The following is a 21274-nucleotide window of genomic DNA, read 5'->3' as shown; positions in this document are numbered from 1 at the left end:
ACGACAGATCGCGCCAAAGAGAGCGCTGCGATACACGTCACATCTGGCAGCATTGCCTCCTGCGTCGGCACTGCCACCGAATCTGCCCCACTTACCTCCAAAAGCGCTGGACTGGGCAACATTGCGAGATCGCAACGCATTGATATCATGGTTAACAGATTGCCTTACGAAAGGTAGTTATCCAGTAGCTTTCATTACCGGTTGTCGTCGTCGTTGGTGTGCCGCAAACCAGCTACAAGATCAGTGAGGCCCGCAAGCGTTTTGCTGAGGTGCTCGAGCGCGCCAGCCACGGCGAGGAAATCATGATCATGCGCGGCAACGCAGTCTATGCGCGCATTGCCCGGCAGATGGAGACAAACGTCCGTTTGGCCTGCTGCGCCAGCGTAACCTGCCAGAGGATTTGCTCGACGATATCGACGCGGAGCAGGCCGCCATCGATGCCGGCGACTGGAATGACGGCGTCGACATATTCCGCGGCAAGCCCGAGGGCGGCAGCCAGCCGACATGAAGGTCCTGCTCGACAGCCACGCCGTCTATTGGTGGACGATCGGCAGCGATCGCCTCTCCAGGACGGCACGATCGATGATCGAGGACAAGGCCAATACGATTCTCGTCAGCGCCGTCTCCTTCTACGAGCTCGACAACAAGATACGGGCGAGAAAGCTTGATCTGAAGCCACAGGAGCTGCGGGCCGCCGTTAGGGCCAGCGGCTTGCAGATGCTTGCCATCACGGATCTGCATGCCGAACTGGCAGCAAGCTTCGACTGGGACCACCGCGACCCATGGGACCGCCTTCTTGCTGCCCAGACACGGCTGGAACATTGCGCGTTTGTTTCCTTGGACGGCGCTTTCGACGCGGTGCTGAATGAACGCATCTGGTAGGCAAGCCGATGAAGATCTTCGTTGATGTAAGAGAAGCGGCAGAGCGGTTGGAAGAGCTGGTCGATCTGGTGTTCCGGGCAGACGAAGTGTTTGTGTGCCGGGGCGAACGACCCGTAGCGCAGCTCGCCATTTTCTTACGGGAGGATGGGCTCCCTCCAAACGGGACAGCAGAAGAAGCCGCTGCAGACATAGCGGGGGCCGCCCACAGCGGCAAACGGACCCAAGTCGGTCGTTTTCGTTCGATCGACGAGGTCTGGGCTCACGCCGCTGATGGTAAGACGGGCTGGAACCAAGATAAGACGTCGACACACGAGGATCTCTACGACGCCTACGGCCTGCCGGTATGAACGAGGCCTCCTCTACATCCGTCTTCAAACGCGCCGAAGAACTGGACGCGCTCGATGCCACCCTGCCATTCAACCGGCGCGACCAACTTGCCAACCTGGAGGCCTGGTGTGCACTGACTGCCGGCGCTCCCCTCCCCTGGCCCGCCCCCGAAGCGCTGCTGCTAAAATTCGTCGCCCGCCACCTCTCGGATCCGGCTCGACGTGACGACGATCCGGCGCACAGGATGCCGGCGGTGGTTGACGCCGGCTTGACAGACCAAGGACTGCTGCGCGTCGACGGGCGGCATGCGCCGGCAACCGTGCGACGACTGACCTCGTGGTCGATCGTGACGCGCTGGCGCGGGCTTGCCGTGCCTTCTCCGCCCCGTCGCTGAAGACTGCGCTGCGGCTGGCCGTCCGTGCCACCGGGCGCCCGCGGCAGGGCAAGAGCTCTGTCACCTCTGATGTTCTCGCCCAATTGCTGTCCACTGTACCGGCGATCGCTTTGTCGACATCCGCGACCGCGCCATTCTCCTGACCGCCTTTGCCTCCGGCCGCCGCCGGCGCTCGGAGATCGCCAACCTGCGCATCGGGGAGAAGCCGGTCCGCGCCATGCCCGACGATCCGGCTTCCCTGCCCTGCCCTGCCTCGCCATCCGCCTCGGCCGCACCAAGACAACCGGGCCAGGCGACGACGCGGTGTCGCCGATGATCGGCCAGCCGTGGAAGCCCTGAAGCGTTGGCTGCAGGAGGCCCGGATTGATAGCGGCCCAGTGTTCCGCTGCATCGACCAGTGGGCCGATGTCGATGCCGGGCGCTGACAGCGCAATCGATCAATCCCGCTGTGCCAAGGCCGGGCTTGTTCCGCAAGAATTCTCCGGCCACGGACTGCGCCCAAGCTATCTGACCGGGGCCGCCAATCGCGGCGTGCCAATGCCAGAGGTCATGCACCGATCGCGGTACAAGTCGCGGACTCCAGCGATGAAGGGCTTCTCGTTCGGCCGTGATGGAACCCGCAAGAGGCGGCTACAGCCGTTTTGTCATCCAGTGACACTCTGTCCTTTTTGCCGGCAATGGTAGCCTCGACCGCAGCCTTCTGCGAAGGCAGGACGCGCAGGCGGACCAGTTCCTAGTTCCTTGTCTCCCGGCCGAGGCCACGGTCAGGAACCGCCCGTAGACGAGCCCGCACTCGATGCCGAATTGGCCACGCATAAAACTGTGTTCGCAGAAATATTGCGGCAGCCGGCCGCGCCTTGGACACATCGCTGCCTCAACTCGAAGCCAAGGACGGACGGCAGCGTCAGCGCCGATACATACAAGTCACGGTCATGGCGGATCTCACGCCCACAACGATGCACGCTGTCCCCAGGCATTACTTGACACCGGATTGCACAGTGGTCAGCTGACCACCATTCTAATAACTTGAAAAGACACATTTTTTTGAAAGCAGCTTCTCGATGTTCGCTTAGGCTGAGCTCGGCAGCTTGGTTTAGGTCTCGAGAGCGCTTGAAGTTGTGAGAAGCAAGTTGTGAAAGGAATCTGAAACACTAGAAGATCTCCGACAAAGATATCGTCCCTCTGACATTTCAAGGCACTGCCCCTACAAGCCGGGGAGGGTGTGCTCTTAAGCAGTGGCTGAAAATCTTTTGCAAGCAAGAGGGGGCGATCGGAAGGGCAGGGGGCAAGCGAAGTCGCCCTTTGGCGAGCTCTACGCGGCCAGTCAGCAATCGCGTGTCCGCGTCTTCGCCGAGAACAGCCCCTTTGATTCCAAGGATCAGCTGAAGGGAAGGGGATATCGGCGGTCGGACGGTAGCGATGGCCGCCCGAAAGCCTGGTGGACAGAAGTGGCCGAACCGATGCTCGAGGAGGAATTGAACTGGCTTCGCAGCGAGATCTATCGCTCTAAGGCGACGCCATTGATGCGCCGCCTGACGGCGGTCGAACGGTTCAAAGCGTGAGTTGGGCTGTCTCTGCGTGGCGAATTCGGCGCGACGGCTCGTCGTTAACCCCGAATCATCGATATGCCATCGCGGCGAGCACGATCATCGTCGGAATTCCTGCCGTCAGAAGCGTCGCCACCAACATGGTGGTGACCTTCCAAAGCCGATCGCGCTTGGCGCGTTGCTCACTCCACTCGTATGCCATCCCATCCTCCTCGCTACGGTCCATCGAAGCATCGAACAAGCGGTGAGTCGAGTTGGTTTGCGGGAGAGCAGTCCGTCGGCACATCCGAAACCGACAACGATTCACGTTCACCCCTCGCCAATGAACTTGCCGGGCAGGCGGTTTCGCCAGCCACGGGTGAAGCCGTGTCCCATGGCGATCGCCGCGATCTGAAGCTTCTCTTCCACCGCATCCCGTTCGGCCAGCAGCGTTCGGATCGCTTCCAGCGCGTTGCCCTCATGCATTTCGAGGATCGCGGCCGCCTCGTCCATTGGAGGCGGCTCTTCAGAAGTAGCGGCGTTCATTGGAGGGGCAAGCGGAGTTGAGCGTCAGCCTTACGCAAAACGTAGACGGGACGCGGCGCTTCCAGGAGCTTCTGCGCCTCGGCACGACGGGCAAGGAGGCGCTCACGTAGCGCCTTTGAGGCTGCGACCGCGGCGAGGGCATTCGCGATGACTTTGTCGGTATTGGCCATAACGAGAACTCCGATATGTTCCCTTTATGTTCTCATTCGTAGGGCGACTAGTCAAGACCTTGTTGCGTTCCCTTGGCGCTGCTTGCGCGCGCCAGGGCGTTATCGGTCGGTGGAGTTCAGTCCTCAGCCATCAGTCCGTCGAAGACCTCCAGCATCGCCTCGACGATGGCCTGCCCGAGGGCATTTGCAGCGTCAGCGACCTTGTCATTACCGCCGTCGCGCGCCGCGCCTGCCAGATTGCCGCCCTGTTCGGCAATGATGGCGCCGGCGCGTTCGATCGCCCATTGGGCAAAGTCGGCCCGCGAGCCGATGGTCGTTGTTTCCATGTTTGTTTCCTCGCATTTTCAGAACGTCTTCAGATGCTGCTGACAGAGTGAAGCTGGCGCGCTCAGGTATGGCGTTTGCGCTGCCAGCCGTTTGTCAGATGATCAATCGCGCCGCTCTGCCGCGCCTGCGGTCCGGGTTGTTGTAGTAGGCGGCCGCCTGGGTCAGCGATCTATGCTGCGATTGCTGCATCGCCTCCGGAAGCGGCACGCCGCGATTGGCGGCCTCGGTCAGATAGCCGGAGCGCAGGCCGTGGGCGGAGAATTTTTGCGGATCAAGCCCCGCTTTGGCGCAGCGTGATTTCAGGATCAGGTTGATCGATTGCGGCGTCAGTGGACGGTGATCGACGTTGCCCCATTGGTCGATGCGGCGGAACACCGGGCCGGTTTCGATCCGGGCCTCGGCCAGCCAGCGTTTGAGTGCCTCGACCGGCCGGCCGATCATCAGCGACCGGGCGTCATCTTCGGGGCCTGTCGTCTTGGTGCGACCAAGGCGGATGGCGAGGCAGGGCAGGGGAGGGCAAGCTGGATCGTCTGGCTCCGCGCGGACCGCCTCCTCCTCGATCAGATCCTCGACGCGCAGGTTGGCGATTTCGGAACGCCGGCGGCCGCCGGAGGCGAAGGCGGTCAGAAAAATGGCGCGGTCGCGGATGTCGACAAGCCGATCGCCGGCACAGGTGGAGAGTAGTTTGGCGAGAACATCGGCGGTGACCGCGCTCGTGCTCTTGCGTTGCCGCGGCCGCCCGGTGGCGCGGACGGCCAACCGCAGCGCGCTCTTCAGCGACGGGGCTGAGAAGGCGCCGGAGAGCCCGCGCCAGCGCGTCAGGATCGACCAGGAGGTCAGTCGTCGCCGCACCGTTGCCGGCGCATGCGGCCCGGCGACGCGCAGCAGTCCCTGGCTTCGCAAACCCATCTCGACCTCCGCCGGCATCCCGTGCGATGGATCGTCTTCGCGACGGCCGGAATCCCAGAGATGGTGGGCGACGAATTTCAGCAGCAGCGCCTCGGGGGCGGGCCAGGGGAGGGGAGTGCCGGTGGCCAATGCACACCAGGCCTCGAGATAGGCGAGGTCGGAGGCGAGCGCGCGCAACGTGTTCGCCCCCATGCCTTCCTTGGCCAGGTGCTTCAGGGTGGCGACGTCATCATCAGTCAGGATTGCAGCGAGCTGGTCGCGGCGGTCGTACGGCAGGATCGCATCGAGTGCATCCAGTTCTTCGGCGCGTTTGAGGATCAGCGGATCTGGACCTGCGGGGTCATTGATCATGTGAGAGCGGCCCCAGGATGGGAACACTTTCGCCGCGGGCTGCAGTGGCGAGCTTCCGGTCGAGCGTTGCAAGCGGCGCGTTCTCGAGTAGCGCCAGCGCCAGATAGGCGGCATCATAGGCGCTCAGCTGATACCGGCGGGCGACCCGAACGACCTCCACGTCGTCACTGCGGGAGACCAGTCGAAGGGGCAGTCCGCGAAACCGGGAAAGGGCTGTGTAGACGAGATCGCCATCGATCCGCCCCCGTCGCTCGGCGGACAGCAGGATGCTTCGCATCTCGTGCTGCAGCAGATCGGGCGCCAGCGCGTCTTCGTCGGCCATTCTGCTCATCACCTGCGCGGCGAACTCGTTTTCCTCATCCGGCAGCAGCCAGGCGCCGGCAATCGATGCATCGACAACAAACGACATCAGTACCGGCGTCCCTCTTCACGCCACTCGCGGATCTCTTCCTGGGTGACAGGTTTCGCGCGCGCGCGGATGGCCCGAACGGCCTCTATGGCGGCGAGACGCTGGCGGCGTTCGTCGATCGCTGTCAGGCGGGCGATCGGGGCGTTGCCGCGGGCGATGATCACCTCCTCGCCGGCCTCGACCCGGGCCAACAGCTCCGACAGATGCGCCTTGGCTTCTGAAATCTTTACCGTGGTGCTCATGCAGTCCTCGCTCGTCGATCAGTAGCGCGATGGCAGAACGCGCTTTCCGGTTAAAGTTAGGAGCGTTCCTGAACCTGGTCAACCACCAGATTCGATCACTATCGATACGTGGTCCTTGTCGATGGTAGATAATCAAACTACCGTCCGTATCCAGTGAGGAACTGAAAGAAATCATTTACCATGATTGTAATGCCTTACGATCTCGCCAGATTGCCCCGGCTTTTCGCGCTGGCTGTGGCTTTTACTTCCCGATTTCAATTGAAGCCGTAAGCTGAAATTTCGGCCCTCGATTTTGACCTTACCCTTTCACACGGAGCGGGGAGGGGCCACTTCAAAGCCCGGATGCCTTGGTGAGATTGACTCAGGCGCCGCCGCGCCGGAGCTGGCGAGAGGCAAACTCCCCGAAAAGCTTGGCCGGCTGTTCCTCGGTATCGAGGCGCCAGTACTCAGCACACCCTCCCGTGTGGATGACTGTCATAAAAGTGTCATAAAACAACGCGGGCAATTGAGATAGAAAGTGAAATTTGACAACCTCAATCGCGATGAAGTCACCGAAACGAGACCGTCAGCCCAAGGCAAGCAAATCACAGACGCTGCTCCAACAGCTTGCTCAAACCCCCGACAAGCTGTTCGGGAAAGCGTTTTGCCAGCAGTACGGCGCTCTATGCTTCCGCTACAAGGAGGGTGGTTCTGAGATTGAGGTCCTGGTGATCACCTCCCGCGAAAGTCGGCGATGGATCATTCCCAAGGGATGGCCGATGAAGGGCAAGAAGCCCTACGAAGCGGCAGCCATCGAAGCATGGGAAGAAGCCGGCGTGCAGGGTAGGGAGAAAAAGAAGCCGGTGGGTCGTTATACCCACTTGAAAGAACTTGCTGACGGCAATGTCGCTTTCTGCATCGTGGATCTGTTTCAGATTGAAGTGACGGAGATCAGGACCGATTTCAAAGAGCGAGGACAACGCGTCTTCGACTGGGTGAGCCCGAGCGAGGCGGCCAGGCGCGTTCGCGAAATCGAGCTGAAATCCCTGCTGATCAACTTCAAGCCGAATGCGAGCAAAGCCCGCGGCTGACACCCGGGACAGGGGAGGGGTCATCAAAGCCCGGAGGCCTTGGTGAGATTAATCCGGAAGTGGTCGCGCCGACGCTGATACTTGCGGGTCATTTCCGCGCTGGCGTGGCCAAGCTGCTTCTGGACATAGCGCTCATCGACCTCGGCCGAGGAGGCAAGGCCGGCGCGCAGCGAATGACCTGAGAACTTGAGGGCGCGCTCGCCTTCGCTGAGGTCACCACGAACACCGGCGGCCAGGGCCGTCGACTTGACGAGGCGTGCCACCTGCTGATCGTTGAGCCGATCTGGTCCCACATCTTTGCCTTTGCCGGTAACCCGGCGGAAGACGGGACCTTTGGCCAGCTTTGCGAACTTGATCCAGGTTTCCAGCGCCGCGACCGGGCAGGTGGCGTCGGACGAGCCGCGGCCGACCTCAACCTCGCGCCAGCCGGTCTTGCCACGCAACGTCACCAGCAGGCCCTTGTCGAGAATCTCGATCCAGCCGCGCCCGTCCTCCGTTTGGTCGCGCCCAAGGTCGAGCCCGGTGATTTCCGAGCGGCGCAGGCCGCCGGCAAAACCCAGCAGCAGCATCGCCCGGTCACGGATGCCGCGCAGGCTTCCCCTGTCCAGCGTCTCCAGCATGGCAATCAGGTCTTCCGGCAGGATCGCCTCCTTCTGCCGCGGCGGGGCGGCGTGGGTGTTGCGGATGCCGGCCAGCACGGTGGCGATGGCGCGGTCCTTGCGGTCCAGCGGTTGGCCCCGTTGGGCACAGTTCCACCCGATTGCCGAAAGGCGGCGCTCGATGGTGGAGACGGTGTTCGGCTTGGCGCCGCGCGCAGCCGTGCCTCTGGCACTGCCAACGGCACTCCCGGAGGCACAGGCGGTGATGTAGAGGCCGACGGCATGCGGATCCGGGGGGAGGGGCGTAAGATTCTGGCGCCGACACCACGCAGAAAAATGCTTCCAGTCCGCGGCATAGGCCTTGCGGGTGTTGACGGAACTGGCGGCCTCGACATAACCGCGGGCGCGCTCGGCGAGCTGCTGCAAGTGCGCCGGCACGCCGGCACTCGCCTCCGGAAGCGGGGAGGGGAGACCGGCGCTCAGCATCGGGATGCCGGCTGGCGGCTGTACGGGGAAAACATCGTCGCCGGCGGCCGTGCTCTCAGACGGCGCTGCGTGTTCTTCGACGTGATTTTTGCTGTTTTGCTCGCTGATTTGCGCCATTCCTCTATAATGAGGAAAACGAACGATAAGGCAACATTATCCATCATTATTAGGGAAAGACAAGCCGTGCGGTTATGACGCATAAGGCTGGCGTAATCCGCACATCTGGCCTAAGCTGTTGGCCATGGATTCGCCCGTCGACTCGCCCGTTGCCGCTCCGGCGCTCATCCCCGTCTTGCCCGGCTGGACCCTGCCGCGTGGCCGCGAGCCGGACGCGCTTGCCGCCGCCTTCGCCGCCGGCATCGCCTTGAAATCGCTCGACGATCTTGTCCGCTCCGCCCCCATCTGGGTCGGCTGCTGGCGCGCGCGCCAGGCCCTGAAATGTGCCGCCGTCGCGGTCCGGCTGATGGGGCGCAACGAGGACGAGGCCGCGTTGCGCGATGCCGTTCTGCTCACCGCCGCCGGCGACGATCCCGGCCCGGCCGGAAAGGTGTTTTTGGCCTTCAAAAGGCTTGCCACGCGAAAACCTGCCTTTTCCTCGAAGGCGGTGGCGGAGCTTGCCGATCTATTGGGGCTGGCCTGGGACGATCGGCTCACCGCGGCCGTCGACCATGCCGACGACGCGCTGCAATCCGGCCGGCCCGCGCCGTTCGCTGCAGCGGACCTGGTCACGGCCGTCCATGCGGTGCGGCCGGATGCCGAGCCGCTTGCCTGGATGCTAGCCGATCTGCTGATCGCCGCGCAGCTGAAATGGGATTGTGCCGTGCCGCTGTTGATGGCCGAGCGCTATGGGCCGGCCTTCAAGACGCTGGGGGGCAGGGGCCGCGTGCGGCCGGGCGAGCCGGCCTTTGCCCGGGCCGTCTGCCTTGCCCTCACCGAGGCAACGGGCACGGCCCTGCGCACCGCTGGCGACATCGCCCGCCGTGCCGAGACGCTGCGCAGCGCGGCGCCAAAGGTTCGCACGAAGGGCGCTGGCGCCGTCATTCAAGCCCTGCTCGACGAGGATGCCGTCGCCGCCTCGGCGCCCGGCAGCAATCTCTCGCGCTGGGCGGCGACCCGGCTGTTCGACCGGCTGGAAGGTTTTGGCGCCGTGCGCGAACTGTCCGGCCGCAGTTCGTTCCGGATCTATGGGCTGTGACGATGGGTGAGCCGGACACTGCCAGCATGCGGCGAGGCCGCAGATCGACATCGGAGGACGAAGTCCTTCTGGATCGGGAGCTGGCCGACCTGCCGCCGGACCTGCGCTGGCGCGAATGGATGTTGCGCGTCGAGGCGGTGATCTTTGCCGCGGCCGCGCCGGTCGGCCGGGAGACGCTGGCGCGTGTCGTCGGCAAGGACTGCAGCATTGACCTGCTGATCGACGACCTACGCGCGGAATTGCGGGACCGACCCTATGAGATCGTCTTTGTCGCCGGCGGCTGGCAGCACCGAACGCGTTCGCGTTTCGCCGTTCCGATTAGGGCGTCGCAGGCGTCAACGCGGAGTGCGGCGCCGGCCCTGTCCGACTTCGAGGCCACGGTGCTGATGGCGATTGCCTATTTCCAGCCGATCACCCGCGGCGACCTGTCAAAAATCTTCGGCAAGGAGGTCAGCCGCGACACGATCGCCAGCCTGCGCAATGCCAACTTCCTCGCCTCCGGCCCGCGCAGCCCGACGCCGGGCGCCCCATACACCTATGTCACGACCAAACAGTTCCTCAGCGCCTTCGGCATGGAGACGTTGCGCGATCTGCCCGACATCGAGGCGCTTGAGGATGCGGGGTTGCTCAGCCGGAAAGGCATGCAGGAGGAATCCGTCGGGGCGGCGGAGGGCGACGAGGAATAGATTTCGATCTGATGCGCGAGCCACGTCGACTAATGCCGCATACGCTCGTGTCGTCGAGTCGGCAACGGTGGTCGCTGCAAGTGTCCGCCAGCCTTCTAGTTGTGAGCTTTCAGGAGGTTGTCCATTCGGAGCGGACCGGGGAGACTGGAGTTACCAGGCTTCAGCACTCACCGGAGGGTCCGAATGAACATCCACCAGAATGCCCGTCTGACGCCGCTGCGTCGAGAGGAGATGGCGCTGTCGGTCATCGCAGGCCGGCTTTCCAAGGCCAATGCTGCGCGGACCTATGGTGTGTCGGCGAAGATCGTGGCGCGCTGGGTCGAGCGCTTCAAAGCTGGAGGGCGCGCCGGCATGACCGATCGCTCGTCGCGGCCCAAGGTGATGCCAAGGATGGCCGAACAGGCGGTGGCCGACCGCATCGTGGCCTTGCGACGGCAGCGCTGGACCGGCCGGCACATCGCCCGGCAGGTCGGTGTCTCGCCGGCCACTGTCAGCCGGGTCCTGAAGCGCGCTGGCCTGTCGCGGCTGAAGGACATCGAGCCGGCCGAGCCGGTCAGACGATACGAGCGCGACCATCCAGGCGAGATGATCCACATCGACATCAAGAAACTCGGGCGATTTGAAAGGGTTGGCCATCGCATCACCGGCGATCGCACCGGTCAGTCCAACAGCCGCGGCGTCGGCTGGGAGTTTGTCCATGTCGCCATCGACGACGCATCGCGCATCGCCTTCAGCCAGATCCTGCCCGACTATCGCAAGGAAAGCGCCGTCGCCTTCCTTGCAGCCGCCCTGGCCTACTATGCCAGCCTCGGGGTCACCGTCACCCGTGTCATGACCGACAACGGTTCGTGTTATCGCTCGAAGGCTTTCGCCAAGGCCTGCCGCACGCTCGGGCTCAGGCATGTCACGACAAGGCCCTACACGCCCAAGACCAACGGAAAGGCAGAGCGCTTCATTCAGACCGCACTCCGGGAGTGGGCATACGCCGTGGCCTATCCGTCGTCCCAACACCGCGCCGCCGAACTGCCCGTATGGCTGCATCGATACAATTGGCATCGCCCGCACAGCAGCCTAAAATCCAAACCACCAATCAGTCGCCTCGGCCAAACCGCGGACAACCTGTTGAGGCTCCACATCTAGTCGCACCAAATGACCCGCCCTTCGCGAACCCAGAAATGAGACCTGCATCCGGAATTTCTCCATACTGATGGATGGAGGGACGGCTTCCCCGCTTCGTTAACGCTGATGTCCCACCGCGGGCGGGTGCCCCTGAGGATCATGAGCTCAATCCGCTCGCCGCAGCCGCACGGACAGCGCATGCCCACACTCCAGTCGTCGCCGTCGTCGCGCGTCGGGACAAGGTCACGGAACGGCATCACTTCTGGCAGGGTGTCCTCAACAAAAACCAAGCGCCGGGCCGGGCCGAACTTGCCCCAGATCCGCCGAAACCACTTCATGATTGTCATGCGGCATCCTCTCGTGGCTTGCGAAAGAGGGGAAGACAGAGGTGGCTCGGTTTGTCTGAACAGTTTCGGGCGTTTTGTTAAGTGGATTTCCGCCTCGATTATGCTGCCACCATCATCGGTGTCAGCGCATTGAAGTAAGCTCGATCCGGCGTCTGCCGGTCAAGGGATGAATGTGGGCGTCGGCTGTTGTAGAAGCTCAGATATCGGCCGATGGCAGCGCGGGCCTCGGATACGGTCTTGTAGGCGTGGAGATAGACCTCCTCGTATTTGATCGACCGCCAGAGCCGCTCGACGAAGACATTATCCCGTCACGCGCCCTTGCCGTCCATCGAGATGGCGATCTCAGCTTTCTTCAGCACCGCCGTGAAGTCCACTGAGGTGAACTGCGATCCCTGGTCGGTGTTGAAGATGTCGGGTTTGCCATGACGGGCAAGTGCCTCCTCCACCGCTTCGATGCAGAAAGCGGCTTCCATCGTGATCGACAGCCGCCACGACAGAACCCTTCGGCTGAACCAGTCCACAACGGCGCAGAGATAGACGAATCCGCGAGCCATTGGAACATACGTTATGTCCATTGCCCATACCTGGTTGGGCCGGGTGACCGCCAGCTTTCGCAGGAGGTAGGGATAGATTTTGTGACCTGGCGTTGGTTTGGAGGTGTTCGGGCGACGGTAGATCGCCTCGATGCCCATCTTCTTCATCAGCGTGGCGACGTGCAGCCGCCCAGTTTCCAGCCCTTCTCCCCTCAAGAGCCCTTGCAACATCCGACTTCCGGCAAAAGGGTAGTCGAGATGCAGTTCGTCGATCCGCCGCATCAGGGCAAGATCGTCCTCCGACACTGGACGTGGAGAATAGTAGACGCTGCCACGGCTGAAGCCGAGAAGCTTCGCCTGGTGTGCGACCGACAGTTTGTGTGCGCGGTCGATCATTTTTTTCCGCCCAGCAATCCCGCCTTGCCGAGCGCTCCGGCTAAAAAATCGTTCTCCAGTGTGAGTTCGCCGATCTTGGCGTGCAGCGTTTTGACATCGACGGTGGGACCCGCCGGTTCCGCCTTCGCTTCATCGCCGAAAACGCCTGTCGCCCCCTCAAAGAGCTGGTCTTTCCACTGTTTGATCTGGTTGGCGTGCACGTCAAACTGCTGGGATAATTCCACCAGCGTCTGCTCGCCTCGGATGGCGGCGAGCGCCACCTTTGCCTTGAAAGCCGGGCTGTGGTTCCGGCGCGGTCGTCTCGTCATGGTCTCTCCTGTTCCTGGCATCTAAGCCGAAGTCAGGCAGAAATTCCACTTATCCCGGCTGTTCAGATTTCCCGAGCCAGCTCTGAGCAAGAAGCGGCTCGGTGGCGCCGCGGCCGAGAAGCGGGTTCTCGCCACGGTCGAAATCGTCTTCCGAAGAATGGTCTTCATCGCAGGCCGCCAGGCTGAATGCAACGCGGGCGTATTTTCGGTTTGCTTCTTGGCGGAACGGATAACTGTCGCTACTTCGCAGCCTGTTCGCTGGCGCGCGCGACGCGTATGTGATCGATCAGGTGGCGACAGGCGCCATGCACGTGGCGTTCTGTCATGGCCGCAGCCGCCTCTGCATCCCGTGCCTTGATCGCGGTTACAATTCCTCGGTGTTCCTGAATGCACTCAGCCCATCGACCGCGAGTGAGCTGATAGCGCTTGTTGAGCATAAAGAGGATTTCACGATATCGCTCTTCCATGTCGACGGCCTCTCGATTGAAGTGTCCAGCATAGGAAACGCTATGAAACCGCTCGTTCAGCTCGCGGTATGCTTCATGGTCGCCGTCGAGCTGTTCAATTTCGTTCTGAATTTTTTCCATTTCCGAAATCTGTGCGGTCGTTGCGTTCGCTGTGAACCATCGGATCATGTACGGTTCGATCAGAGCGCGGATATCATAAATGTCGCGGGCGAAATGCTCGCCGACCGGGCGCACTCTCGCACCACGGTTTTGCGAGATGACGACAAAGCCTTCCCCCTGGAGCTGGTGCAACGCCTCACGCACAGGATTGCTCGAACTGTCGTAACGCCGAGCCAGGTCTGCAACCACCAAACGCGTTCCGGCCTCCAGACGGCCATCAATGATGTCTTCGCGAATACGGTGGAAAAGTGGACGCTCGCCATTTTCGGCAGAGGCCAGGCTGCGCCCGATCACAGCAATATCACCCATGTTTTCCTCGCGTTGTGGCACTTGTTTCAATTTCACGGAAGCGGACCCTTGGCAAGGGTTGTCGTGAATTTCATATAGATTACGTACAATCCTTGACAATATGCGTATAATATCGCTACGAGTTTGGCGGAGGATCGAGGCAGGGAGGGATGCATGCCGAGCAGATTGATTTTCCGCACCTTGGAAATGTTTATGGTCACATGCCTGATCGCCATGGTGACGATGGTGTTCACCAATGCGGTTTTGAGGAAACTGTCAGATTATGGACTGACGCTGTTCGGTGGCGGTATCACCGTTTCGGAGGAGCTTTCGCGAATCCTTTTCGTCTGGCTGACATTTGTCGGCGCAGTGGTCGTCGCCGGGCAGTGGGGTCATCTTGGAGTTGAGACACTTGTCGGAAAACTCCGTGGCCGCGCCCGGATCGCCGCCATGTTCACATCCGACATTCTCGTGCTGATTTGCTGCGTCGTATTATTCATCGGCACATGGAGGCAGGCGCCAATCCACGCAGACAACATTGCGCCCGTGACCGGCCTGCCGATGATCTGGGTTTACGGCGCGGGTTTCGTTACCAGCGTCGGAATTGGAGTAATCGTCCTTGGACGTGTCATTCGTGTGCTGACAGGAAGGATCACCGAAGAGGAACTGCGACAATTCGCAGGGGAAATCGACGACTTGAATGCCCAGCCAAAGGGGCATGTCGAATAATGCTCGAGTTCACCCAGACAATACAATACAGCCGCACCGGGAAGGCCTCCCTATGACCGTCGAAATTTTCCTTTTCGCGCTCGTCGGCGCGATGGCCATTGGCGTGCCGGTGGCATTCTCGCTGATCGTCTGCGGTCTGGCGCTTATGCTTTATATGGGCATCTTCGATAGCCAGATCGTGGCGTTGAAGCTGATCGAAGGCGCGGACAATTTTCAGCTTCTGGCGTTACCGTTCTTTTTGCTTGCCGGCGAACTGATGAACGCGGGCGGCCTATCGAAGCGGATTATCGCGTTTGCGTTGTCATTGGTCGGGCATCTGCACGGCGGGCTTGGTTACGTTGCGATCTGCGCGGCGGTCATCATGGCAGCGCTTTCCGGCTCGGCCGCCGCCGATACGGCAGCGCTGGCCGGTATCCTGATCCCGATGATGCGTACCGCAGGCTACAACATACCGCGCTCGGCCGGGCTGATTGCTTCGGGTGGTATCATCGCACCTGTCATTCCCCCCTCAGGTGGGTTCATCGTTTTCGGCGTCGCCGCAAATGTTTCAATTACCCAATTGTTCCTTGGGGGCGTATTTCCCGGCTTGCTGATGGCATTCTCTCTGATCTTCTCCTGGGCGTTCGTCGCGCGGCGAGACAAGGTAAAAACCTTCCCGCGGCAGACGTGGGCTCAGCGAGCACATGCCCTTAGAGACGGCTTTTTTGCGCTCTTCATGCCGGTCATTATTCTCGGTTGCATCAAATTCGGTTGGGCAACGCCGACGGAAGCTGCTGTTTTTGCAGCCGTCTACGCCCTCCTCGTCGGCATGTTCATCTATCGTGAACTGAAACCTCGCGAACTCTACGGCGTCTTTCTGATTGCAGCCAAGACGTCCGCAGCGGTGATGTTTCTTGTTGCTGCGGCGCTTATCTCGGCGTGGCTGATCACCCAGGCGAATATCCCGGCCGAACTCGGCTCGCTTCTCGAAGGGTTCGAGGACAGCCCGCGCCTGATGATGTTCGTGATGATGCTTCTGGTGATCGCAGTCGGGACCGCGCTCGATTTTACGCCGACTGTTTTGATTTTGACGCCAATCCTGATGCCGATCGTTCGCAAGGTCGGAATCAACGAAGTCTATTTCGGCGTGCTTTTCATCATGAACAACGCGATTGGCCTGATCACGCCGCCGGTCGGCATCGTGCTCAACGTCGTGTCCAGCGTGGCGCGGGTTCCCATGAGTGCAGTGATGCGTGGAGTGGTGCCATTCTTTCTGGCGCAATCGTCTGTGCTGTTTTTCCTGGTGCTGTTTCCCGAATGGGTGATCGCACCACTGAATTTTCTGCGTGACCGTATCACCTTTGGCGAGATGCTCGCCAAGATGTTCGGGTTTTGATCAACAGTGGGACGGGAGGTCCCGAGAAGAGGAGACTACCAATGAAGAAACTTTTGATGTCGCTTGCAGCCCTGGCGGCTTCTACAGTGATTGCGGCACCCGCAAAGGCAGAATTCAGGGAACTGACGATCAGGCTTTCCAGTGGTGTTGGCGAGGGACACCCCGTTGTTACCGGCGTTGAGGCAATGAATGCTTGCCTTGCGGACAAGTCTGGTGGGGCGATGAAGGTGCAAGCCTTTCTGGGTGGCGCGCTCGGTGGCGACATGCAGGCGACACAATCATTGCGTACCGGGACGCTAGAGATGGTCGTCACGGCTACCTCGCCACTGGTGGGAATTGCGCCCGTTCTCGGTGTTTTCGATCTCCCCTTCCTTATTGGCACTGAAACTGAAGCCGATCGACTTCTCGACGGAAAATTTGGTCAGATGATCTCTGACAAGCTGCCGGAGCATGATCTCGTCAACCTGGCTTACTGGGAGAACGGATTTCGCAATGTCGCCAATTCCAAGCACCAGGTGACCTCAGTGGATGACCTGAAGGGCCTGAAAATTCGCGTGATGCAGAACAATATCTATCTCGACACATTCACGACGCTTGGCACGAATGCTGTCCCGATGGCTGGCGGCGAAGTTTTCTCGGCACTCGAGACCCACGCAATCGACGGCCATGAAAACACGATCCCCGGCCTTGACGCTTCGAAGATGTACGAAGTGCAGAAGTATCTTTCACTGACGGCACACGCTTACTCCCCGTTCCTCGTGCTTTATTCGAAACCCCTTTTCGACAAGTTGAACGCCGAGGAACAGGCTGCTGTGAAGGATTGCGCACAGGTTGGTGCGAAGGCGCAGCGCGAGGCTTCCCGCAAATCGGCCGTGGCTTCCCTTGCGCACATCAAGGAGGAAGGCATGGAGGTCGTGACTATGACGCCCGAGGAGATCGCTCGTATGCGCGAGACGGTTGCTCCAGTCTATGAAAACCACAAGTCAACGATCGGGGCTGACGTCATCGAGGCTGCGGTGAGCGAATTGGCGCAGATGCGCCAGTAGTCTCCGCTTTCCGCTGACTGTTCAGCTTAAATCGCTGCGCTCCGCATCTGGGGAGCGCAGCAACCATCCCATCCGTTACAGAGATTCTCCCATGAAAATTTCCGCCATAAAGACCTACCCAATCTGGGTTGGGGACAGGAACCAGTTGATCCTGAAAGTGGAAACCGATGAGGGACTATTTGGTTGGGGAGAGTCCGGATTATCCAGCCGCGAGTTGGCTGTGATGGGTGCCGTGCGGCATTTCGAGCAGTTCCTGATCGGGCGCGACCCAATGCTTCCGGGGCCACTTTGGCAGGAAATGTATCGCAGCCAGTATTTTGAGGGTGGCCGAGTACTGACATCCGCGATGTCGGCAATAGACATCGCATTGCACGATATCCGGGGCAAGGCATTGGGAGTGCCTGTTCATCAACTGCTCGGTGGAAAGCATCGAGAGTCTGTCCCGACGTTCGGCTGTGTCCGCTCGGATACCGTCGAGGGTTTGAACGAGGCGGCATTGGCTGCGCGAGAAGCGGGCTGGGACTGTCTTCGATTGGGCTGGATGAACGATGCAGAATCCCCTTACGAGCCACGACAACATATCTCGCAGATGGCGAAATGGATGACGTCGATGCGAGAAAGCCTCGGCAGCGATGTTGTGCTTGGTATCGACTATCATCATCGCCTTAGTGTTGCGGAGGCGGCTTCGTTCTGCCAGCGCATGCCACGCGGGACGCTGGATTTTCTCGAGGAGCCGATACGCGACGAGACCCCAGCGGCTTATGCCGCGCTGCGCACGATGACCGACATACCCTTCGCCATCGGCGAAGAGTTCGCCTCCAAGTGGCAGTTCTTGCCCTACATAGAGCAGGGCTTGGCTCAATTCGCGCGGCTCGATATTTGCAATGTAGGAGGGTTCACTGAAGCGATGAAAGTCGCTGGTTGGTGCGAGGCTCACTATATCGATCTCATGCCACACAACCCGCTCGGTCCGATTTGTACGGCTGCAACGGTGCAGCTTTCGGCCGCAATTCCCAACCTATCATACGTCGAATGTTGGGAAACACCAATGGAAAGCATGGCACGGCAGGAATCGCCCATTTTTACAAAGCGAATGGAGCTTGCGGGCTCAGTCTATCTCGTTCCGAACGAACCAGGACTGGGCATTGAGATTGATGAAGCTGCGCTGGAGCAGGCCGACCCCTTCCGCTTCTATGAGATGCCTCATCTTCAGCGAAGTGATGGCTCAGTCACCAACTGGTAGCAATTTGCGTAGTGCTTTTGGTGCTCTGATCCCCAAAAACTGGACCGTTTTTGATTGGAGTTTTCCGCGCTAGATTCCCGGCTGGGAACAGGAGCGGAAGCGATGAAAGCATCGAACTTTTGGGATGCCCAGAAGGCGTTCCTGCACGAGCATTTTCGCGCAGTGACGGCGATGACGCCGCTACAGTGTCAAAAGCAACTGAGGCTGCACGAGGCACGGAGCCTGATGCTGAAAGTGCGTCGCAGTTCAACCGCGAATACCGCTGCCACTTTGGAGAACCGCCCGCGCGGGACATCGCCCGCTTGCGTGCTTCGCCGGGTCTGGCGGTGGTCGCTTGCGTTGGACTTCCTGGCTTCCTCGCATCAGTGTGTAGCTCAAGGCGTCAGGGGCACGCCTGTCTTCAAATGTCTTCTGTTCAACAGGACTGACGACCAGCGAGGACGCATTTGAGATGGTGCATCGTTGCCGCCGCACCAGTTTCCGTCTTGCCTATTGGCCATCGGTTCGATCCCTTTCAAGAGTTGCCGGCGGAAATGTTCCACATGTGTCAGTGCAAGAGGAAGCCGCGTGCTGCCTCGACCACCTCGCGTGTGAGTTCGTGCAGCCGGTCGGCGGCGAGCCGGTTGATCTGCCAGTAGAGCGGAATGTCGAGTGGGGACTGCGGACACAATTCGACTAGACGGCCCGCCGCGATGTGTTCGCGCACCAGGGACGCCGGGTTCATGCCCCAGCCCATGCCGGCCAAACTCGCTTCGACGAAACTTTGCGTCGATGGCAGCCAGTGGGTTGGGCAGGTGATGTCACTTCCGTGGGTTTGACGGATCCATCGGGTTTGCAAACGATCCTTCTGGTTGAAGATGAGCGAAGGCGCGCGCATCAACGCTTCGGGCGACACGCCGTCGGGGAAATGGCGCGCCATGAAGTCCGGACTTGCCGTGGCATGATAGCGCAGCGTGCCGAGGGATAGGCGACGGCAGCCCTGGACCGGCTTTTCGTGACTGGTGACCGCCGCCAGAACCCGCCCGCGCTCAAGCCATTCAGTCGTATGGTCCTCGTCATCGATGGCCACATTCACGAGATAGGATGTCTGTTTCGTGAACTTCGCGATCGCCGCAAGGAACCAGGTGGCGAGGCTGTCGGCATTGGTCGCGATGTTCAGTGTCACCCGCTGACGGGGCTCGTCATACCGAGCGAGAGCTGGCAAATGCCGCAGCAGTTCGCCTTCCAGCATACCGACATTCTCCATGTGCCGGCAGAGCCATTCACCCGTTTCCGTCGCCGTGCAGGGAGTGCCCCTAACGATCAGCACGGCGCCCAGGCGCTCTTCCAGCTGCTTGACGCGCTGGGAGACGGCCGAGGGCGTCACATTCAGGATCCCTGCGGCCTTTTCGAAGCTGCCGGTCTGGACCACGGCCGCGATGGCGCGGAGGGCGGAATAGTCGAGCATGGATTAGTGCCGCTTAGTTCGGGTTAGTCGCATTAATTAGCCTGAATCTGCCCGCCGCGATACGGAAAAGCGCAGCACAAAGGAGCATGGCGCGGCGCATGAGCTTTTCCGTCTATTTCACCGGCTTCACCATGGGCCTCAGCCTGATCGTGGCGATCGGAGCCCAGAACGCCTTTGTGTTGCGGCAGGGCCTGCGCAACGAGCATGTTTTTGCATCTGTCTGGCGTGTGCGCTTTCCGATGCGGTGCTGATCCTTGTCGGTATCACCAGCTTCCAGCAGATCGCCGAGGTGTTGCCCTGGCTCGATCCTCTCATGCGCTATGGTGGAGCCATCTTCCTCGTCTGGTATGGCGCGAAAAATCTCTATTCCGCTTTTCGCTCGTCCGGCGCGCTGGCGGCGGGAGAGGGCAGCGCCTCCAGCCTGCGCAAGGCGCTCGTCACCGGCCTTGCGCTCACCTGGCTCAACCCGCATGTCTATCTCGATACCGTGGTGCTGCTCGGCACGATCTCGACGCGCTTTCCCGGTCTCGAATCCTCCTTCGCCGCTGGTGCGGTGACGGCTTCGTTCCTGTTCTTCTTCTCGCTCGGTTATGGCGCGACGAAGCTGCGGCCGATTTTCGCCAATCCCGCGGCGTGGCGCGTGTTGGAGGGGATTGTCGCGGTGACAATGTGGCTGATCGCTTTCAAGCTCGCCACCGGTCTATGATCGACGGCGGCAGGAGAAAACCATGACCCATTTCAGCGGCCTCTCGGCCTTTTCCATTACCCCGACGGATGCGGCGGGCCGCGTTGATACGGCCGCGCTCGCTCGCCTGCTTGACCGCATCCTGCGGGCCGGCGCGGATTCCATCGGTCTTCTGGGCAGTACCGGCGGTTATGCCTTCCTGTCGCGCGATGAGCGGCGGCGCGCCGTCGAGGCAGCGATGGAAAGCGTCGGGGGCAAGATCCCCGTCATCGTCGGTGTCGGCGCGCTGCGCACGGATGAGGCCGAGGCGCTCGCCCGCGATGCGAAGGCGGCCGGGGCCGATGGTCTGTTGCTCGCCCCCATGTCCTATACGCCGCTGACGGAGGAAGAGGTCTACCAGCACATGGTGTCGGTCTCGGCGGCGGGCGGCTTGCCGCTGTGCATCTACAACAATCCCGGCACCACCCGCTTCATCTTCAGCGACAGCCTGATTGCACGGCTTGCAAAGGTGCCCGGTATTGCCGCCATCAAGATGCCGCTGCCGGCCGATGGCGACATTCGCGGAGAGCTTGCCCGGCTGCGCGCTCAGACACCGAAGGACTTCTCCATCGGCTACAGCGGTGATTGGGGCGCGGCGCAATCGCTGCTGTTTGGCGGTGACGCCTGGTACAGCGTCGTCGCCGGCCTGCTGCCGGCCGAGGCCTTAGCGCTGACCCGCGCAGCCATGGCCGGCGAGCGTAAAGAGGCTGAGAGGCTCGACCAAGCCTTCGAACCGCTCTGGAGCCTGTTCAAGGAGTTCGGCAGCTTTCGCGTGATGTATGCCATCGCGGATATTCTCGGTCTTTGCCGCGTTGTCCCGCCACGGCCGATCCTGCCTCTGTGTCCTGTCGATATCCTGCGGGTGGAGGCGGCGCTCGGAAGCCTGAAACTCGAAGCGGCGGGACGTGCCTCTGACGCTTGAGACTGTGCTTCGGCTGGCATCGAACCAATTTCGATATGCGCCCGATGGGATG

21 protein-coding genes and 6 pseudogenes are annotated in these 21274 nt (G+C 61.1%); 16 read left to right on the top strand and 11 right to left on the bottom strand.

Annotated elements, in window-relative coordinates:
* The first annotated feature begins 218 nt into the window (after positions 1-218).
* The 5 genes and pseudogenes from GGQ64_RS25775 to GGQ64_RS25755 all read left to right on the top strand — a co-directional run.
* Positions 219-508 (top strand): annotated as a pseudogene (locus tag GGQ64_RS25775) (type II toxin-antitoxin system Phd/YefM family antitoxin).
* On the top strand, positions 505-882 hold the full coding sequence (locus GGQ64_RS25770) for a type II toxin-antitoxin system VapC family toxin (protein ID WP_183808165.1): 378 nt from the start codon (positions 505-507) through the stop codon (positions 880-882). The pseudogene GGQ64_RS25775 and the gene GGQ64_RS25770 overlap by 4 nt, the downstream one beginning before the upstream one ends.
* 8 nt (positions 883-890) lie before the next feature.
* On the top strand, positions 891-1229 hold the full coding sequence (locus GGQ64_RS25765; RefSeq protein ID WP_183808164.1) for a hypothetical protein: 339 nt from the start codon (positions 891-893) through the stop codon (positions 1227-1229).
* A pseudogene (locus tag GGQ64_RS25760) lies at positions 1226-2287 on the top strand (site-specific integrase). The gene GGQ64_RS25765 and the pseudogene GGQ64_RS25760 overlap by 4 nt, the downstream one beginning before the upstream one ends.
* A 605-nt stretch (positions 2288-2892) precedes the next feature.
* Positions 2893-3165 (top strand): annotated as a pseudogene (locus GGQ64_RS25755) (3'-5' exonuclease); the annotation flags it as partial.
* 55 nt (positions 3166-3220) lie between these two features.
* Here the strand turns inward: GGQ64_RS25755 and GGQ64_RS28135 are convergent.
* The 6 genes from GGQ64_RS28135 to GGQ64_RS25730 form a co-directional block, all read right to left on the bottom strand.
* Positions 3221-3352 (bottom strand): hypothetical protein, encoded by a 132-nt coding sequence (locus GGQ64_RS28135; RefSeq protein WP_281380609.1) that lies wholly within the window; start codon positions 3350-3352, stop codon positions 3221-3223.
* Between the two features lie 107 nt (positions 3353-3459).
* Positions 3460-3642 (bottom strand): hypothetical protein, encoded by a 183-nt coding sequence (locus tag GGQ64_RS25750; RefSeq protein WP_246422936.1) that lies wholly within the window; start codon positions 3640-3642, stop codon positions 3460-3462.
* Positions 3643-3961: 319 nt separating this feature from the next.
* Positions 3962-4171 carry a hypothetical protein gene (locus GGQ64_RS25745; protein WP_183808161.1) on the bottom strand — a complete coding sequence of 70 codons (210 nt, stop codon included), beginning with the start codon at positions 4169-4171 and terminating at the stop codon, positions 3962-3964.
* Positions 4172-4265: 94 nt separating this feature from the next.
* Positions 4266-5432, bottom strand: a complete 1167-nt coding sequence (locus GGQ64_RS25740; protein WP_183808160.1) for a site-specific integrase — start codon at positions 5430-5432, stop codon at positions 4266-4268.
* Positions 5422-5841 (bottom strand): type II toxin-antitoxin system VapC family toxin, encoded by a 420-nt coding sequence (locus GGQ64_RS25735; protein ID WP_183808159.1) that lies wholly within the window; start codon positions 5839-5841, stop codon positions 5422-5424. The genes GGQ64_RS25740 and GGQ64_RS25735 overlap by 11 nt, the downstream gene beginning before the upstream one ends.
* Positions 5841-6083 (bottom strand): type II toxin-antitoxin system Phd/YefM family antitoxin, encoded by a 243-nt coding sequence (locus tag GGQ64_RS25730; protein ID WP_183808158.1) that lies wholly within the window; start codon positions 6081-6083, stop codon positions 5841-5843. The genes GGQ64_RS25735 and GGQ64_RS25730 overlap by 1 nt, the downstream gene beginning before the upstream one ends.
* 542 nt (positions 6084-6625) lie before the next feature.
* Between GGQ64_RS25730 and GGQ64_RS25725 the strand changes: the two genes are divergently transcribed.
* Complete coding sequence (locus tag GGQ64_RS25725; RefSeq protein WP_183808177.1) at positions 6626-7153, top strand: NUDIX hydrolase; 528 nt, start codon at positions 6626-6628, stop codon at positions 7151-7153.
* 23 nt (positions 7154-7176) lie between these two features.
* Here GGQ64_RS25725 and GGQ64_RS25720 read toward each other — a convergent pair whose 3' ends face one another.
* A complete protein-coding gene (locus tag GGQ64_RS25720) occupies positions 7177-8355 on the bottom strand; it encodes a site-specific integrase (protein WP_183808157.1) in 1179 nt (392 codons plus the stop codon).
* A 124-nt stretch (positions 8356-8479) separates the two neighbouring features.
* Here GGQ64_RS25720 and GGQ64_RS25715 point away from each other — a divergent pair, with 124 nt between their 5' ends.
* From GGQ64_RS25715 to GGQ64_RS25705, 3 genes are all read left to right on the top strand, one after another.
* Positions 8480-9433: a DUF1403 family protein gene (locus GGQ64_RS25715; protein ID WP_183808156.1), complete on the top strand. Its 954-nt coding sequence runs from the start codon at positions 8480-8482 to the stop codon at positions 9431-9433.
* A 2-nt stretch (positions 9434-9435) separates the two neighbouring features.
* Positions 9436-10119, top strand: a complete 684-nt coding sequence (gene scpB, locus GGQ64_RS25710) for an SMC-Scp complex subunit ScpB (RefSeq protein WP_183808155.1) — start codon at positions 9436-9438, stop codon at positions 10117-10119.
* A gap of 183 nt (positions 10120-10302) precedes the next feature.
* The gene (locus GGQ64_RS25705; protein WP_183808154.1) at positions 10303-11259 is read left to right on the top strand and encodes an IS481 family transposase; all 957 of its coding nucleotides are present in this window, start codon (positions 10303-10305) and stop codon (positions 11257-11259) included.
* Here GGQ64_RS25705 and GGQ64_RS25700 read toward each other — a convergent pair.
* From GGQ64_RS25700 to GGQ64_RS25690, 3 genes and pseudogenes are all read right to left on the bottom strand, one after another.
* Positions 11256-11585 carry a ubiquitination-like system serine protease family protein gene (locus GGQ64_RS25700; RefSeq protein WP_183808153.1) on the bottom strand — a complete coding sequence of 110 codons (330 nt, stop codon included), beginning with the start codon at positions 11583-11585 and terminating at the stop codon, positions 11256-11258. The genes GGQ64_RS25705 and GGQ64_RS25700 overlap by 4 nt on opposite strands.
* A 98-nt stretch (positions 11586-11683) precedes the next feature.
* Positions 11684-12822, bottom strand: a pseudogene (locus tag GGQ64_RS25695) (IS3 family transposase).
* 239 nt (positions 12823-13061) lie between these two features.
* Positions 13062-13757: a GntR family transcriptional regulator gene (locus tag GGQ64_RS25690; protein ID WP_183808152.1), complete on the bottom strand. Its 696-nt coding sequence runs from the start codon at positions 13755-13757 to the stop codon at positions 13062-13064.
* Positions 13758-13910: 153 nt separating this feature from the next.
* On the opposite strand from GGQ64_RS25690, the gene GGQ64_RS25685 reads away from it, so the two are divergent.
* The 5 genes and pseudogenes from GGQ64_RS25685 to GGQ64_RS28420 all read left to right on the top strand — a co-directional run.
* Positions 13911-14465 (top strand): TRAP transporter small permease, encoded by a 555-nt coding sequence (locus GGQ64_RS25685; RefSeq protein ID WP_246422935.1) that lies wholly within the window; start codon positions 13911-13913, stop codon positions 14463-14465.
* 52 nt (positions 14466-14517) lie between these two features.
* A complete protein-coding gene (locus GGQ64_RS25680; RefSeq protein ID WP_183808151.1) occupies positions 14518-15840 on the top strand; it encodes a TRAP transporter large permease in 1323 nt (440 codons plus the stop codon).
* Positions 15841-15881: 41 nt separating this feature from the next.
* Complete coding sequence (locus GGQ64_RS25675) at positions 15882-16886, top strand: DctP family TRAP transporter solute-binding subunit (protein WP_183808150.1); 1005 nt, start codon at positions 15882-15884, stop codon at positions 16884-16886.
* 91 nt (positions 16887-16977) lie between these two features.
* Positions 16978-18129 carry a mandelate racemase/muconate lactonizing enzyme family protein gene (locus tag GGQ64_RS25670; RefSeq protein ID WP_183808149.1) on the top strand — a complete coding sequence of 384 codons (1152 nt, stop codon included), beginning with the start codon at positions 16978-16980 and terminating at the stop codon, positions 18127-18129.
* A 141-nt stretch (positions 18130-18270) separates the two neighbouring features.
* Positions 18271-18425: pseudogene (locus GGQ64_RS28420) on the top strand (helix-turn-helix domain-containing protein); the annotation flags it as partial.
* Positions 18426-18676: 251 nt separating this feature from the next.
* Here GGQ64_RS28420 and GGQ64_RS25660 read toward each other — a convergent pair.
* Positions 18677-19576: a LysR family transcriptional regulator ArgP gene (locus GGQ64_RS25660; RefSeq protein WP_183808148.1), complete on the bottom strand. Its 900-nt coding sequence runs from the start codon at positions 19574-19576 to the stop codon at positions 18677-18679.
* Between the two features lie 98 nt (positions 19577-19674).
* Here GGQ64_RS25660 and GGQ64_RS25655 point away from each other — a divergent pair.
* Together GGQ64_RS25655 and GGQ64_RS25650 are read left to right on the top strand one after the other, a co-directional pair.
* Positions 19675-20282: pseudogene (locus GGQ64_RS25655) on the top strand (LysE/ArgO family amino acid transporter).
* A gap of 22 nt (positions 20283-20304) precedes the next feature.
* The gene (locus GGQ64_RS25650; protein ID WP_183808147.1) at positions 20305-21222 is read left to right on the top strand and encodes a dihydrodipicolinate synthase family protein; all 918 of its coding nucleotides are present in this window, start codon (positions 20305-20307) and stop codon (positions 21220-21222) included.
* Positions 21223-21274: the final 52 nt, after the last annotated feature.

It is taken from the genome of Mycoplana azooxidifex, assembly GCF_014196765.1.
Lineage (GTDB): Bacteria > Pseudomonadota > Alphaproteobacteria > Rhizobiales > Rhizobiaceae > Mycoplana > Mycoplana azooxidifex.
Note: the sequence above shows the minus strand (reverse complement) of the source record. Positions and strands in the feature narration are given on the sequence as shown.

Bases quoted from the DNA above. Each gene is read 5' to 3' on its own strand.
- GGQ64_RS25770 (WP_183808165.1), top strand. From the start codon at position 505: ATGAAGGTCCTGCTCGACAGCCACGCCGTCTATTGGTGGACGATCGGC.
- GGQ64_RS25765 (WP_183808164.1), top strand. From the start codon at position 891: ATGAAGATCTTCGTTGATGTAAGAGAAGCGGCAGAGCGGTTGGAAGAG.
- GGQ64_RS28135 (WP_281380609.1), bottom strand. From the start codon at position 3,352: ATGGCATACGAGTGGAGTGAGCAACGCGCCAAGCGCGATCGGCTTTGG.
- GGQ64_RS25750 (WP_246422936.1), bottom strand. From the start codon at position 3,642: ATGGACGAGGCGGCCGCGATCCTCGAAATGCATGAGGGCAACGCGCTG.
- GGQ64_RS25745 (WP_183808161.1), bottom strand. From the start codon at position 4,171: ATGGAAACAACGACCATCGGCTCGCGGGCCGACTTTGCCCAATGGGCG.
- GGQ64_RS25740 (WP_183808160.1), bottom strand. From the start codon at position 5,432: ATGATCAATGACCCCGCAGGTCCAGATCCGCTGATCCTCAAACGCGCC.
- GGQ64_RS25735 (WP_183808159.1), bottom strand. From the start codon at position 5,841: ATGTCGTTTGTTGTCGATGCATCGATTGCCGGCGCCTGGCTGCTGCCG.
- GGQ64_RS25730 (WP_183808158.1), bottom strand. From the start codon at position 6,083: ATGAGCACCACGGTAAAGATTTCAGAAGCCAAGGCGCATCTGTCGGAG.
- GGQ64_RS25725 (WP_183808177.1), top strand. From the start codon at position 6,626: ATGAAGTCACCGAAACGAGACCGTCAGCCCAAGGCAAGCAAATCACAG.
- GGQ64_RS25720 (WP_183808157.1), bottom strand. From the start codon at position 8,355: ATGGCGCAAATCAGCGAGCAAAACAGCAAAAATCACGTCGAAGAACAC.
- GGQ64_RS25715 (WP_183808156.1), top strand. From the start codon at position 8,480: ATGGATTCGCCCGTCGACTCGCCCGTTGCCGCTCCGGCGCTCATCCCC.
- scpB (WP_183808155.1), top strand. From the start codon at position 9,436: ATGGGTGAGCCGGACACTGCCAGCATGCGGCGAGGCCGCAGATCGACA.
- GGQ64_RS25705 (WP_183808154.1), top strand. From the start codon at position 10,303: ATGAACATCCACCAGAATGCCCGTCTGACGCCGCTGCGTCGAGAGGAG.
- GGQ64_RS25700 (WP_183808153.1), bottom strand. From the start codon at position 11,585: ATGACAATCATGAAGTGGTTTCGGCGGATCTGGGGCAAGTTCGGCCCG.
- GGQ64_RS25690 (WP_183808152.1), bottom strand. From the start codon at position 13,757: ATGGGTGATATTGCTGTGATCGGGCGCAGCCTGGCCTCTGCCGAAAAT.
- GGQ64_RS25685 (WP_246422935.1), top strand. From the start codon at position 13,911: ATGCCGAGCAGATTGATTTTCCGCACCTTGGAAATGTTTATGGTCACA.
- GGQ64_RS25680 (WP_183808151.1), top strand. From the start codon at position 14,518: ATGACCGTCGAAATTTTCCTTTTCGCGCTCGTCGGCGCGATGGCCATT.
- GGQ64_RS25675 (WP_183808150.1), top strand. From the start codon at position 15,882: ATGAAGAAACTTTTGATGTCGCTTGCAGCCCTGGCGGCTTCTACAGTG.
- GGQ64_RS25670 (WP_183808149.1), top strand. From the start codon at position 16,978: ATGAAAATTTCCGCCATAAAGACCTACCCAATCTGGGTTGGGGACAGG.
- GGQ64_RS25660 (WP_183808148.1), bottom strand. From the start codon at position 19,576: ATGCTCGACTATTCCGCCCTCCGCGCCATCGCGGCCGTGGTCCAGACC.
- GGQ64_RS25650 (WP_183808147.1), top strand. From the start codon at position 20,305: ATGACCCATTTCAGCGGCCTCTCGGCCTTTTCCATTACCCCGACGGAT.